The 13681-nt window shown below is 34.8% G+C and carries 13 protein-coding genes; 4 read left to right on the forward strand and 9 right to left on the reverse strand.

All coding sequences use genetic code 11. The features are described from left to right. Positions 1-31: 31 nt before the first annotated feature. Positions 32-1234, forward strand: a complete 1203-nt coding sequence (locus tag LNP04_RS00520; RefSeq protein WP_229982814.1) for an IS256 family transposase — start codon at positions 32-34, stop codon at positions 1232-1234. Positions 1235-1426: 192 nt separating this feature from the next. Here the strand turns inward: LNP04_RS00520 and LNP04_RS00525 are convergent, their stop codons facing one another. Continuing rightward, the gene (locus LNP04_RS00525; RefSeq protein ID WP_229984639.1) at positions 1427-1657 is read right to left on the reverse strand and encodes a hypothetical protein; all 231 of its coding nucleotides are present in this window, start codon (positions 1655-1657) and stop codon (positions 1427-1429) included. Positions 1658-1876: 219 nt separating this feature from the next. On the opposite strand from LNP04_RS00525, the gene LNP04_RS00530 reads away from it, so the two are divergent. Then, positions 1877-2200 carry a hypothetical protein gene (locus LNP04_RS00530; protein ID WP_229984640.1) on the forward strand — a complete coding sequence of 108 codons (324 nt, stop codon included), beginning with the start codon at positions 1877-1879 and terminating at the stop codon, positions 2198-2200. On the opposite strand, the gene LNP04_RS00535 is transcribed toward LNP04_RS00530, so the two are convergent. From LNP04_RS00535 to fucP, 8 genes are all read right to left on the reverse strand, one after another. Next, a complete protein-coding gene (locus LNP04_RS00535; protein WP_229984641.1) occupies positions 2182-2646 on the reverse strand; it encodes a hypothetical protein in 465 nt (154 codons plus the stop codon). The genes LNP04_RS00530 and LNP04_RS00535 overlap by 19 nt on opposite strands. 117 nt (positions 2647-2763) lie before the next feature. Beyond that, entirely contained in the window at positions 2764-3558 is a 795-nt protein-coding gene (locus tag LNP04_RS00540) for an SDR family oxidoreductase (RefSeq protein WP_229984642.1), read from the reverse strand. Between the two features lie 229 nt (positions 3559-3787). Beyond that, positions 3788-4618, reverse strand: coding sequence for an amidohydrolase (locus tag LNP04_RS00545; RefSeq protein WP_229984643.1), 831 nt, complete (start codon positions 4616-4618; stop codon positions 3788-3790). A gap of 29 nt (positions 4619-4647) precedes the next feature. Next, complete coding sequence (locus LNP04_RS00550; RefSeq protein WP_229984644.1) at positions 4648-4977, reverse strand: L-rhamnose mutarotase; 330 nt, start codon at positions 4975-4977, stop codon at positions 4648-4650. Beyond that, a complete protein-coding gene (locus tag LNP04_RS00555; RefSeq protein WP_229984645.1) occupies positions 4974-5825 on the reverse strand; it encodes a fumarylacetoacetate hydrolase family protein in 852 nt (283 codons plus the stop codon). The genes LNP04_RS00550 and LNP04_RS00555 overlap by 4 nt, the downstream gene beginning before the upstream one ends. Before the next feature lie 194 nt (positions 5826-6019). Then, entirely contained in the window at positions 6020-6784 is a 765-nt protein-coding gene (locus LNP04_RS00560; protein ID WP_229984646.1) for an SDR family NAD(P)-dependent oxidoreductase, read from the reverse strand. 152 nt (positions 6785-6936) lie between these two features. Continuing rightward, positions 6937-8577 (reverse strand): UxaA family hydrolase, encoded by a 1641-nt coding sequence (locus LNP04_RS00565; protein WP_229984647.1) that lies wholly within the window; start codon positions 8575-8577, stop codon positions 6937-6939. Positions 8578-8712: 135 nt separating this feature from the next. Beyond that, positions 8713-9990, reverse strand: coding sequence for an L-fucose:H+ symporter permease (gene fucP, locus LNP04_RS00570; RefSeq protein WP_229984648.1), 1278 nt, complete (start codon positions 9988-9990; stop codon positions 8713-8715). 590 nt (positions 9991-10580) lie between these two features. Here fucP and LNP04_RS00575 point away from each other — a divergent pair. Together LNP04_RS00575 and LNP04_RS00580 are read left to right on the forward strand one after the other, a co-directional pair. Next, positions 10581-11732 carry an ATP-binding cassette domain-containing protein gene (locus tag LNP04_RS00575; protein WP_229984649.1) on the forward strand — a complete coding sequence of 384 codons (1152 nt, stop codon included), beginning with the start codon at positions 10581-10583 and terminating at the stop codon, positions 11730-11732. Between the two features lie 21 nt (positions 11733-11753). Further along, positions 11754-13673 carry a hypothetical protein gene (locus LNP04_RS00580; RefSeq protein ID WP_229984650.1) on the forward strand — a complete coding sequence of 640 codons (1920 nt, stop codon included), beginning with the start codon at positions 11754-11756 and terminating at the stop codon, positions 13671-13673. The last annotated feature ends 8 nt before the right edge of the window (positions 13674-13681 follow it).

Here is a 13681-nt window from a genome sequence, read left to right on the forward strand (position 1 = left end):
AACTTTTTATTATTTTAACCATTACATAGTTATGATCGACAAAGAAGATTTACTAAACAATAAGGATTTCTACAAATCCTTTAAGAACGGGGAAGATTTAACCTCATTCTTTAAAGAGCTGCACAAAAAAGCAGTAGAACATATGTTGGATGCTGAACTTGACAGCCATCTGGATAATTCAAAACACGAAAAAACCATTAATGGAAACTATCGGAACGGACACGCAACCAAGAGGATAAAGTCCTCATTCGGCGAATCAGAAATAAAAGTTCCCAGAGATAGGGAAGGCAGTTTTGAACCAGCATTAGTTCCAAAGAGACACAATATCATCGATGGTTTGGAGAACATTATCATCTCATTTTATGCTAAAGGGATGAGTGTAAGTGATATTGAAGAGCAAATCAAAGAAATGTATGATTTTGACGTTTCGACTTCCACCATCTCACGAATCACCAATGCTGTTGCCAGCGAAGTGGTTGCCTGGCAGAACCGACCATTGGATGAAGTATATCTGATTGTCTGGATGGACGGGATTGTTTTCAAGGTTCGTGAAAACTCCAAGGTCATCAACAAAACCATTTATTTAGCCGTAGGACTCAATCGTGAAGGTAAAAAAGAAGTTCTCGGGATGTGGCTCGGAAAGAACGAAAGCTCCAGCTTTTGGATGAATGTTCTGACCGATTTAAAAGCTCGTGGCGTAGAAGATATTCTCATCACTGCTACCGATAATCTGAATGGATTTACCCAGACCATTCGCTCGGTTTTTCCGCAATCTCAAACCCAAATCTGCGTAGTTCACCAAATTAGAAATGCATGTAAATATGTTGTCTGGAAAGATAGGAAAGAATTTTCTGCAGATATGAAACACATTTATACTGCCCCCACAAAAGAAGCGGCAAAAGCAGCTTTGGACGACTTTGCAACCAAATGGGAAAGTAAATATCTCTATGCAATACAATCCTGGAGAACTCATTGGGACGAATTAACCGTCTTTTTTGAGTTTCCAATCGAGATTAGAAAAATAATTTACACGACCAATTTAATTGAAAATCTAAACGGGAAAATCCGAAAATACACCAAAAACAAAATGTCTTTCCCTACAGATGATGCAGTTATAAAATCTGTTTATTTAGCATTGAAAGAAGCAACTAAAAAATGGACCATGCCCATCCAAAATTGGGGATTGATTTTAAACCAATTTATGCTTATTTTTGAAAATAGGCTCAGATTATAAATCTAAGCCCTAACTTTTTAATTTACACACTTAATGGGACGGTGTCTTTTAAAATAAGGATTTTTAGAAATTATATTAACCGAAGACCTGAATTCTTTCAGAAAATTCTTTGCAACTTTTTTGTTTACTTTCGCTTGATAATAAAGATATGAATTCTCAATATCAATTTTTGCTTCATTCGAAATAATAACCTTAAATACCATATTTTGAATCCATTTCATTTAGAAAAGTATCAATTTCGGTATGCTGATCATAAGGTCTTGCTTTTATTTTCTTCAAACTTTCTTTTTGTTCTTCAGAAAGTTTGAAATTGTATTTTTCATCTTCAGAAATTCCTTCAATATAGCCTAGGACTCTCTCCAAAATACTTTCAGGAGCATTTTTTAGAATTTCATTGATATTTTTTAAAATTACAGATTCCATCTATTTTGTTTAAAACAAATTTATAAAATATTTATTTAGTGATCATTTTATACTTTGAAAATTTCTTATCATTTGTATAACTTAAAGGATAATCGTATTTTCATATTTACATAAATGAATTAAAATGTCAACACAAAATTTTTCATACACCTTTACAACTTCAAAACCTCCCTCAGAAGTTTTCAATATTTTAATTGATCCTAAAAATGGTGGATTGGTTTGCATAATGAAATTATCACAGGAAATTCTGAAGAGATCAACGACGAATTCACTTTCAGCGCAGGAAATGGAGCGCATAATTCCGTTCAAAAAATCCTAATAAAAATAAGTTGGGAAGTTATTGGCAGTAATCTGACATTTCTGAAAATGCCAGATGAATGGACGGGAACTAAGATTAATTTTGATGTTTCTACTGAAGGCAATCAAACAAAATTTACATTCACTCACAACGGTTTGATACCACAATTTGAATGCTATGAAGGATGTTCAAATGCATGGTTGCAATATCTGGAAAATTTAAAAAATTATTTGACGAGAGAATAGATTAAAACACCAATGCCGGCATAAGCTGCAACAGTGATAATATCAGCAATGGGTTGTGAAAAGCGTTTTTCAGCAATTTTCTCGCCATTGATCTGGTTCTTATGAAATTTCAGAATTTTTTTAGGATTATGAACTAGGTGTGCAACCAGACTGTCATTTTCCCATTTGTCAACTATTATTTTATAGGTCTTGCCATCAACGTCAATTCTAACATTTTTATTAGGTGCAAGTTTCTCCTGAATGTTGACAGGTATTTGTTGTGGATTCAGACTTTGGGATTTAACTGTTGTACTTTTTGCTTGCGGAAGAGTATTATCAGCAAGAGTTGCATTCTTTTTGGAGTCTTGTTTATTGTCGGTTGTTGTATCTGCTTGTTTTTTAACCTGATAGGTGTAGCAACTTACAAGACAAAATGATATAATGATGAGATAAAGATTCTTTTGCATTGGTCAAATTTAAGAATTAAATGGAATATTAAGTATTTCTTTTGAAAAATTCTATGTTTAAAAATTTATTCTTTTTGAAAAAAAACAATCGATAATGATTTTTAAAAATTTTAAACATTAATACTCTAATTTACCCAAACTCCTGTCCAAATGAACATATCCGCCGTCTACATGAATTAACTGCCCTGTTGTATGCGAAGATCTTTCTGATAAAAGAAACGCTGCCATGTTAGCAATTTCTTCAGAAGTCGTCATGCGGTTTTCCAAAGGGATTTTTGAAGTAATACTTTTCAATTTTTCATCCGGATTTTCAAAGGTAGAAATCCATGATTGGTAGAGTGGTGTCCAGGCTTCCGCAACAATAATAGCATTCACACGGATGCTGTAAGGCAGAAGTTCAACCGCCCATTCTCTAGTCAAAGCATTTCTCGCCCCATTCGCTGCGGCATATCCAGACGTTCCGCCTTGTCCGGTTTCTGCTGTCTTGCTGCCGATATTTAAAATGGAACCTTTGCTTTCTTTAAGATAGGGAAGTGCGTGATGCACCAAAAGATAATAATGAACCACATTTTTATGATAGGAATCTAAGAATTTCTCATACGAACCATTTTCCAGTCCAACACCATCGTTTACACCCGCATTATTGACAATTCCATCGATTTTACCGTATTTTTTTACGACTTCCTCAATGGCTTTTTTACATTCTTCGGGTTGGGAAAGTTCGGCGGTAACAAAGTCAGCTTTTCCTCCAAGATCCTGTATTTCCTGAATGGCTTTTTTGTTGTCGTCTTCATTTCTTCCGATGATTATCGGTAACGCATTTTCTTCGGCCAAAACTTTTGCAATAGCATTTCCAATTCCTTTTGCACCGCCGCTTACGATGATTATTTTATTATCTAAATTTAAATTCATAATGTTTTTTTTAACGCAAAGTGCACAAAGATTTTTTTTTGACTACTAACTGTTTTTAAGTTCGCAAAGGCATTTCATTTAACAAAGACCATAAAGTTTTTAATTACATTCATTTTAAAATAAAAATCTTAGATTTTTAAAAACTTAAGTGTTCTTCTATACGCAAAGAATTTAATCCTAAATATTCTTAAGTGTTAAAAAAATTCGTGAGTTTTATGGTAATGAAAAATTATAGTTTGTAAAATTTCACCGCATTTCCAGAGAAAAAAAGTTCTTGTTCTTCTTTTGAAAACTGACTTACATATTTTGAAATCAATTCCACCCACAAAGCATAATTTCCACCTAATAAAATGACAGGCCAATCACTTCCGAAAACTAAACGCTTAATTCCGAATTGCGAAAAAATGAAATCTAAAATTTCAAATATTGATTTTTCATTAATATTATTCCAGTTTCCTTGTGTTAAAAGTCCCGAAATTTTGCAATAAATGTTATGATTTTTGGCAAGTTCGGAAATGTTGGATTTCCATTCTTTTAAATCATTAGTTTTCAAATCCGGTTTTCCGCAATGATCCAGAATAAAGGGTTGATCGGGCAATTTTTCCGAAAGTTTTACGGCATCCAAAAGCTGATCCTGTCTTAACAAAATATCGTAAGTATAATTATATTTGTGAAGTGCAGAGATTCCGTTGAGTACATTTTTTTGCAGTAAAAAACCGATTTCTTCTCCTTCAGCGATATGTCTGAAACCTTTAATCAACTTTTCAAATTGATAATTTTGAAGTGACTGTTCAAGTTTATCAGAAGTTAAAGTTAAATCAATCCAACCGACAACACCTTTAATAAAAGGATTTTCTTTAGCTAAATTCACCAAAAAATCCGTCTCCTCATCACTTTGACTCGCCTGAACTGCAACACAGCCATCAATCCGATTTTCATTTAAATAGAACGAAAAATCTTCCGGCAAAAAGTCTTTCTGGATCGCTGCCATTTCATTCGAAATCCATGCATCCCGAACCGGATCAAACTTCCAAAAATGAACGTGAGAATCAATAATCATATCTAATTATTTTTTTTCTAAAATGTAATTTATAAAGAAAATATTTTGTCCATCAACCGCCACTTTTCTCCAGCTTTCGAATTGGGCAACTGTTGTTGAAATTTCCACATCAATTCTTCCCATTCCTGAACTCTCGGATTTTTTTGATCCAAATCATTTTTAGCCTCAAAAGAAAAACTGTCCTCAGCTTCAATAATCATAAACAACCGATTTTGAACACTGTAAATCTCCATATTTATAATTCCGGAATCCAAAATACTTTTCCGAACTTCAGGCCAGATATTTTGATGATAATTTTCGTATTCCGCAATCAATTCAGGATTATCAATCAAGTCAAGAGCAAGACAGAATTTTTTCATTCGTCGTAAGCTTTCACTTTTTGGACACTGCTCCCCAAACCATCAATTCCCAATTCCACCACGTCGCCGGATTTCAGATACCAGGGCTCAGGTTTTTGTCCCAAACCAACACCCGCAGGCGTTCCTGTACTGATGATATCACCCGGAAGCAAAGTCATAAACTGACTGATGTAGCTCACAATAAACGGTACATTAAAAATAAGATTTGAAGTGTTCCCATCCTGCAGAATTTCCCCGTTCACCTTCAGCCACAAACGCAGATTATGAACATCCTCAATCTCATCAGGCGTTGCAATAAACGGTCCGATCGGCGCAAAAGTATCGCAGCTTTTCCCTTTTACCCATTGTCCGTTTCTTTCCAGTTGAAAGGCTCTTTCACTATAATCGTTGTGCAAAACATAGCCGGCAACGTGCTCAAGGGCATTTTCCTCAGAAACATAACTCGCTTTTTTTCCGATCACGATGGCCAACTCAACTTCCCAGTCGGTTTTGGTGCTCGTTTTTGGAATGATTAAATCATCATTTGGGCCCACAATCGCAGAAGTCGCCTTAAAAAACAAAATCGGCTCCTGCGGAATCGGCGCGTTGGTTTCAGCGGCATGATCTTTATAATTCAATCCCACACAGATAATTTTTGAAGGTCTTGCCAAAGGAGCTCCCAGTCTTTCGTTAGCAGAAATTTCAGGCAAATTATGGGTGTGTATTTCAGATTTTAAATTTTCTATGGCTTCACCGGAAAAAAAGTTCTCATCATAATCTTTTACCAGATGAGAAACATCGTATCTTTTATCGTCAATAATAACTCCTGGTTTTTCCTGTCCCGGCTGTCCGAATTTTATTAATTTCATATTATTTTTATATTTTTTAAAAGCCAAATTATTATTTGAAGCTAATCCCGCTATCCACTATATCTTTTTTGTCATTGCGATCAACGTGATCAATTGTTTTACTTTTTTGCCATCGCAATGACAAAAAAGGATGCCGTTCCTATCGGGGCTAGGGTAGTTTTTCCTCCTTTCAAATTTGTATAAAACTACAAAATTTAGTTGTTCAAAGTTGTAAAACCACCGTCAATTGGATAGTCCACACCAGTAATAAATGAAGCTTCGTCACTGCATAAATACAATGCCAAGGAAGCGACTTCCTCAGGCTGAGCCATCCTTCCGATAGGTTGAGTTTTCGATAATTTGACAAACATTTCTTCGATATTATCGGGATAATTATTCTTTAAGAATCCATCCACAAAAGGCGTATGCACTCTTGCCGGAGATATCGAATTGCAACGGATATTTTCACTGATATAATCTTTGGCAACACTCATCGTCATTGCTTTCACCGCACCTTTTGCCGTACTGTAAGCAAACCGGTCAGGAATTCCCACCAACGCAGCAATGGAAGCCATATTGATAATCACTCCGCCACCTGATTTTCTAATCTGCGGAATCGCTGCGAACAGACAGTTATAAACCCCTTTAATATTGACATTGTAAAGTCTGTCAAAATCTTCTTCCGAAGTCGTATCTGCCTTTCCGATGTGTGCAATTCCGGCATTATTGACAAGAATATTTACTGCTCCAATCTGCCCGAAAACTTCCAAAACATCCTTCTGTTTTGAGACATCACAGGCATAAACTTTAGCATTTCCTCCCGCAGACTTAATTTTCCCAAGCGTTTCCTGTCCGTTTTGTTCTGTAATTTCAAGGATATGAACTTCCGCGCCATTAGCTGCCAACTGAACCGCAATAGCCTGCCCAATCCCGCTTCCTCCGCCTGTCACAACGGCTTTTTTATTTTTTAATGAAAACATTTATATATTTTTATTTACAATTTTACTAATAACTTTTAGCTTTGATGATATTGTTTGTATAAACCACCCCGTCAAAAAATCGAAGATTTTTCGCCACCCTCCAAAGGAGGGGAATTTTTACTTGGCTCTTTTTTCTTTTAACTTGGCTCTTCCTATAAACTTACCCCTCTTTTCCAAGGAATAAAATCATCCTGATTCAATGCTACAGCTTTAGTAATGATATTTCCGCTGGCAACGTCGATACAGAAATCCAAAATATCTTCACCCATCTGTTGAATGGTTTTTTCGCCACGCACAACCGCACCAGTATCAATATCAATAATATCTGACATTTTTGTTGCTAAAACAGTATTGGTAGCCACTTTGATGACAGGGCAAACCGGATTTCCTGTAGGTGTACCAAGACCTGTTGTAAACAGAATTAAAGTTGCGCCTGAAGCAGCTTTTCCCGTGGTAGCTTCCACATCATTTCCCGGTGTGCAGACAAGGCTTAATCCTGGTTTTGTTGCAGGTTCTGTATAATCTAAAACATCTACAACAGGGGCGGAACCTCCTTTCTTTGCGGCGCCTGCGGATTTTATGGCATCTGTGATTAATCCGTCTTTAATATTTCCTGGTGACGGATTCATATAAAATCCTGAACCGACTGCATGAGCAAGTTCATCATATTCCGTCATTAACTTGATGAATTTTTCTGCGGTTGGTTTATCTACAGCACGATCAATTAATTCCTGTTCGACACCACACAATTCCGGGAATTCTGCCAGTAAAACTTTAGCTCCCAAAACTGAAAGAATATCGGCGAGATGTCCTACAGCCGGATTGGCTGAAATACCACTAAATCCATCGCTTCCTCCACATTTTACACCGACACAAAGTTTGCTTATCGGTGCATCTTCACGTTCAATTTTATTAATTTCTAAGAGTCCTTTCAGGGTTTCAAAAATAGCGTTCTTGATCATTGTTTCTTCACTTACCTCTTTTTGCTGTTCAAAAACGAGTAAAGGTTTATCAAAATCAGGATTCCGATTGTATAAATCTCTTCTAAAATTATCAATTTGAAGATGCTGACAACCCAGACTCAACAAAGTAACTCCAGCCACATTGGGATGGTCGGCATAAGCAGCCAACAGTTTACTCAAAGAATCCGAATCCTGTCTTGTTCCGCCGCAGCCGCCGGTGTGATTGAGAAATTTAATTCCATCCACATTCTTAAAAACTCGTTTTTGTGTGGGAATATTGGATGGCGAAAAATCAATTTCATCCAAGTTTTCTCCCTTAGAAATGGCTTCCACTAATTGATGCGTGTAATCTTTATATTTCGCATCGACCGCATATCCCAAATTGTCGTAGAGGGATTCTTTAATGATATCCAAATTTCGGTTTTCGCAAAAAACGGTAGGGATAAAAAGCCAATAATTAGCCGTTCCCACATCGCCGTTTGAGCGGTGATATCCTTTAAAAGTTTTATGTAAAAATTTTGATACATCGGGTTTTGTCCAATCATAGTCAACATCTCTGTAGTAGCAAGGCTCGGCAGCATGTTTTGTATTGTCGGTCGTCATTCGGGTTCCCGCCGCCAAGTCGTACTGTACTTTACCTACCAAAACGCCATACATAAAGATTTCGTCGCCCTGTTTCATGTCATTTATAAAGAATTTATGCTTAGCGGGGATTGCTTCTAAAGTGGTATAAGTAACTCCTTCGAAAATAATTTCGGTTTCTGCCGGAATATCCTGCAAAGCGACCAAAACATTATCTTTTTGATTTATTTTTAAAATTAATTTACTCATTTCTAGTTTTAAAATTGGATTTTTTTGTGAAATGCTTTTTTAACGCAAAGAGCACAAAGATTTTTTTAAGTACTAACTGTTTTTAAGTTCGCAAAGGCGTTTCACTTAGCTAAGTCCCCAAAGATTTTTCCATATTTATTGCAAGGATTTCTTACTTCTGAATCTTAATGAAAATAAAAATACGGTGATAAAACAGACTAAAGGTACGATATAAGAAAAGTGGATGTTCCCTGAAATATCTGTAATTTTACTTGCAATCGGTGGTATAATAGCACCTCCGACAATAGACATTATTAATAAACTTGAGGCAGGTTTTGTTTCTGCATCCGCTCCTTCAATTCCTAAGGCAAAAATAGTTGGAAACATTATGGACATAAAAAATGTAAGCGCAACCAATGCATATAATGTTGAAATTCCTGATCCTGCAATAACCCAGAGACTGAGAATGATACTTATTACACTGTAAATTCTCAATAATTTCTGTGGTGAAATATATCTCATGAAAAAAGTTCCTGCAAAACGCCCAATCATAAATAATAATCCCGCCACACCTGCATAATATTTAGCTTCCTGACCTTTCATGTTTATTGCATCTTCAGCAAAAACCAAGAGAAAACTGAAGACATAAATTTGTGCACCGATATAAAAAAACTGCGCAAGAACTCCCCATCCTACATTTTTTACGCCTAAAACCTGTAGAAAATTCTTTGTTGATTTTTCTTTGCTTTCCGTTACTTCCGGTAGTTTTACGAATAAAAATAAGAACATGACCAGTAGAATAATTAATCCCAATATCATGTAAGGTCCTTTTACGAGCGAAGTTTCAGCGTGGATGTAGGCCAGTTTTGCAGCCTGATCAAGTCCGGCAAGTTCTTCCTGTGATTTTGGTTCTTCACTCAGAATGAAAATTCCGCCAACGATAGGAGCAATTGAAGCTGCCAAACCATTAAAAGACTGTGCAAAGTTTAATCTTTGTGTTGCTTTTTCAGGTATGCCCAAAACAGTAATGTAAGGATTTGCTGCGGTTTCCAGAATCGCAAGACCGCAAGATAAAACAAAAAGAGCCCCGAGAAAAAACGGATAACTAATCGTATTAGCAGCCGGAACAAACAAAAAACATCCAGCCGAGAAAAAGAACAAACCTACCAAAATCCCGGTTTTGTAACCATATTTCTGAATAATCATTCCTGCAGGAATGGCCAATAAAAAGTACGCTGCAAAAACAGATGAATCTACTAACGAAGCCTGAAAATGGTTCAGGTGAAAAGAACTTCGAAGGTGTTTGATCAAGATCGGATCAAGGTTATGGATAAATCCCCAAAAGAAAAACAAACTCGTGATAAGGATCAGAGGAAAGTAGTAATTTTTCTTTTTTGAAGAAGAAAAGGAGTTTTCGGGTTGGGTATTATTCATTGATCTGGCTGGTTTATTAATTGTTTCTTTTCAACATTTCAAATGAAAAGGTTAATCGATTGCATTTTGTTTTTACATTCAAAATTTATCACTTCTTCTACAAAACTTAAACGTTTTCTGATTTTTAAAAGTATAATAATTTTTCGAATAAAAAATTGGGAGTGCAGGATAGTACAAGATGGTTAAGAAATCTTGAAATTTATTAATGATTTGTTAATTTGATTTTAATTTCAAGCAATAACCGAGCGCATTAATTCTATAATAAGAAATATAACTTTTATAAACCATATTGAAATGATTTTAACTAAAAAAAATGTAATTTAGAATAAAATACAGTTGGAAAAAACATATTATGGAATACTTTGCAACTTCAGAAAAATTCACAACTTTCAAAATAACAAAAAACGAACAGATAATCGGGGAACTGCACTACAAAAACTGGTTTACATGTCGATAATGATGGGTATGGGATGTAAACCTAGACTTCGTTTTAGCAACTTATAATCAGAAAGATATAGTGGTTTATTTTTCTCATTAAATTATTATAACTTATCCTTATTTTATTTATCTTCGATTTATAAATATCCCAAATGACGAAACACCAACATCGTGTGAACGAGGTTTATCATTTCTTTGATAATAAAGATACTGTATTAGGTTTTAGAAAACTGCTAGACTGCGCTATCGATACGCAGAAAATGGAAATCTTTAAAGAAGCCATCAACCTGACAGACTGGAAAGAAACAAATAGCCACGCAATAAGCGAGTTTATTGAAAAGTGTAAAATCCTTCTTCAAAAAATTGAAAAAATTCAGGTGCAGGAACATTCGGTTGAGAAACCTGTGCTTCGGGCAAAAAATATTTTGAAATCTTACGGAAGTAATAGATTTTCTCTCGGCCCGGTTTCTATGGAAATCAATAAAGGCCAGGTTTACGGTTTGGTAGGAGAGAACGGAAACGGGAAAACTACACTTCTGCGAATTTTAGCCAAAGAAATTTCTTTTAATGAAGGTGAACTCAATTATTCTTTCAATTCTGAACCGAAAGATGAATATGACCTCCGCACAAAATTGGTGTACATCCCGCAGCGTACTGAGAAATGGTATGGAAGTTTAAAAGATAATTTGAAATTCGTTCTGTCAAATTACAGCGTTAAACCTGAAGAAAATGAGATCCGGACGTTGATGATGATCGCCAGATTGGGACTTTGGAATTACAAACATTTGAAATGGAACGAGCTTTCTTCCGGCTACAAAATGCGTTTTGAATTAGCCCGAACTCTTTTAAGAAAACCAGAAATTCTTTTATTGGATGAGCCTTTAGCAAATCTCGATGTTTTGGCTCAGCAGGTTATTCTGGAAGATTTAAAATCGATTGCCAACTCCGTTAATCATCCGATTGCTTTGATTTTAAGCTCTCAGCAATTGTATGAAGTCGAAAAAGTTTCAGATAAAGTGATTTTCCTGAAAAACGGCCAGTACAAAGATAATTCTGAATTGAAAGATACCGAAAATGCAAGCTTGATTATAGAAATTGATACCACCAATTCAAGAGAACATCTGCTTGAAGTTTTCAAAGATTTTCCTTTAGAAAAACTGAATTTTAATGGTGGAGTTTATGTAGCTTATTTCTCTGCCGAAACTGAGTTTCATAAAGTCATCACAGCTTTGGGGCAAGCGAAAACAGACTTGGTCTACATCAGGAATATCTCATCTTCTACGAGAAGATTTTTCGTTAATTAATATTCTTTAATTCAAATTAAAATGCAAAAAATAAATAAAATTAATCAAATTAATCAATATTTATTAGAGAAATATCCTACCGTTTGGAACACCAAAATTGTTTGGATGCTTTTGGCAAGCTTGCTTGTTCACATTCTCTTTTTCATTATCGGTTATCTTTCGCACCTCGATCCTGTTTCTTTGCAGACTCGTACAGTGAGAGATGATTATTTCAAAAACGGACTGATATTTATTCATCTGATTATCTCTATTTTGATGATTGTGGGGTGGCTGATTATGATGTTTAAAAACAATGCGTTCAAAAACTTTTATCCTTCATCACGAGGTAAACTCTTTTTGCAGTTTGTACAGTATTTTGTGATTATTTTTGCGAGTACTACTTTCTATTTTTCATACATGTCTGGTTTTAAGATATTTGTTAATCACAAATATCCCGACTCTGAAATGAAAGAAAATATCGATATCGTCAACAGAAGCTATCCTTTTCTTTCTCAGAATTTAGAATTATACACTTTAGAAAACAGACTTTCACCAAAACCTTTTTATGATCTTTACTGCGAAACCGAGATTAAAAAAGTAGACCGAAATAAGAAATATTTTGTCTACTATAACAGGGTTTATCAGTATTATACGATGTATTCTAAAAAATCTTACAAAAAAGATGAAAATCATGCATACATTCTTCCGGATTATGAAAGAAATCGAGGAATTGAAGCTGTAAAGTCTGACCGAAACGATAATTTTGAAACTTTTTACTTCAAAAAAGATGTAGTTGATTTGTCATCTTATATAAAAAGCACAGCGCCAAGTTATTATAACTTTTCTGACGTTTTTTATGAAAATAATTTCGCAGTTCATGATTATGAAGATTCATATTATACTCGTTATGATGATACTAATGTTTCAGAGAGCGATTTAAAATCCAGACAAGCTGAAATCAACAGGAAAACCTCTGAGCTTCTTAATAGAAATAATCCTGCAGAAATTGAGAAACTGCTTTCCCAATTTTTAAATATTTCTGAAAAATTTAAAATCAGAAACAATTTAAAGGCAAAAGAATGGACTAATATGGTGTATTCTCCACAGAATTTTGAAGTCAGGTATTTTATTAAAACCTATAAACCTGAAAAAGGGGAAAAATATAACCCAAACAATTCTTCATATTATTCTGACAGAGAAAATAATGAAGTTGCCGAAGCTACAGCAATTGCGGTTGATTCTGCAGCGGCATCGTATGTTGATGCAAACGGAACGATTGTCGATGATTCGATTTCTATCACAGAATTTAACCCAGAAATCAATCAACAGATTTCGCCTGAAAAATATTTTTATAATAACGTTTCTGAGTTTTACTATTATCAAGATAACTTGAAAGATCTTCTGAATAATGTTGATTATGTGAAAAGTGAGGATTTCTTTTCGCAAAATATTCACATTTATCTTTGGATTGCTTTCTTCCTTTCAACATTGATCTTTAGTTTTAGAATTACAGGTTTAAAATCGCTGTTATTCAGTATTATCAGTGCGGGAGTCTTAGTTTTAGCTGTTGTTCTAATTACCGTTTTATATTCATTTTCTCACATAGGAAAAGAGGAATATTTTGTCTCTCAGTTAGGTTTGTTGATATCAATAGTTATTTTGGTGATTCCGTTATTGATGATGAATAAATTTAATAAACTGGTTACCTCAATCTTTGTCAATATTTCGTTGAATGGATTTGTACTTTTTGTATTGCTGATTTTTATAATCATTTCAATGTATCAAAGAGATGCTTGCCAAGGAACCGTTTACGATCCTGTAAAAGGAGTAGGGTATGAAGACTGCCAATCAATTATAGATTCACTTGGGCTTTTCCTCAGTTATATTCTTTTAGTGATAGGATTCATATTCACCTATTTTTATACCACTATTCTCCAAAAATGGAAAGCCAGATCTGAATAAATTTAAAA

It is taken from the genome of Chryseobacterium sp. C-71 (genome assembly GCF_020911865.1).
Taxonomy (GTDB): domain Bacteria; phylum Bacteroidota; class Bacteroidia; order Flavobacteriales; family Weeksellaceae; genus Chryseobacterium.

Coding starts and splice junctions, on each gene's coding strand:
- LNP04_RS00520 (WP_229982814.1), top strand. CDS start 32: ATGATCGACAAAGAAGATTTACTAAACAATAAGGATTTCTACAAATCC.
- LNP04_RS00525 (WP_229984639.1), bottom strand. CDS start 1,657: ATGGAATCTGTAATTTTAAAAAATATCAATGAAATTCTAAAAAATGCT.
- LNP04_RS00535 (WP_229984641.1), bottom strand. CDS start 2,646: ATGCAAAAGAATCTTTATCTCATCATTATATCATTTTGTCTTGTAAGT.
- LNP04_RS00540 (WP_229984642.1), bottom strand. CDS start 3,558: ATGAATTTAAATTTAGATAATAAAATAATCATCGTAAGCGGCGGTGCA.
- LNP04_RS00545 (WP_229984643.1), bottom strand. CDS start 4,618: ATGATTATTGATTCTCACGTTCATTTTTGGAAGTTTGATCCGGTTCGG.
- LNP04_RS00550 (WP_229984644.1), bottom strand. CDS start 4,977: ATGAAAAAATTCTGTCTTGCTCTTGACTTGATTGATAATCCTGAATTG.
- LNP04_RS00555 (WP_229984645.1), bottom strand. CDS start 5,825: ATGAAATTAATAAAATTCGGACAGCCGGGACAGGAAAAACCAGGAGTT.
- LNP04_RS00560 (WP_229984646.1), bottom strand. CDS start 6,784: ATGTTTTCATTAAAAAATAAAAAAGCCGTTGTGACAGGCGGAGGAAGC.
- LNP04_RS00565 (WP_229984647.1), bottom strand. CDS start 8,577: ATGAGTAAATTAATTTTAAAAATAAATCAAAAAGATAATGTTTTGGTC.
- fucP (WP_229984648.1), bottom strand. CDS start 9,990: ATGAATAATACCCAACCCGAAAACTCCTTTTCTTCTTCAAAAAAGAAA.
- LNP04_RS00575 (WP_229984649.1), top strand. CDS start 10,581: ATGACGAAACACCAACATCGTGTGAACGAGGTTTATCATTTCTTTGAT.
- LNP04_RS00580 (WP_229984650.1), top strand. CDS start 11,754: ATGCAAAAAATAAATAAAATTAATCAAATTAATCAATATTTATTAGAG.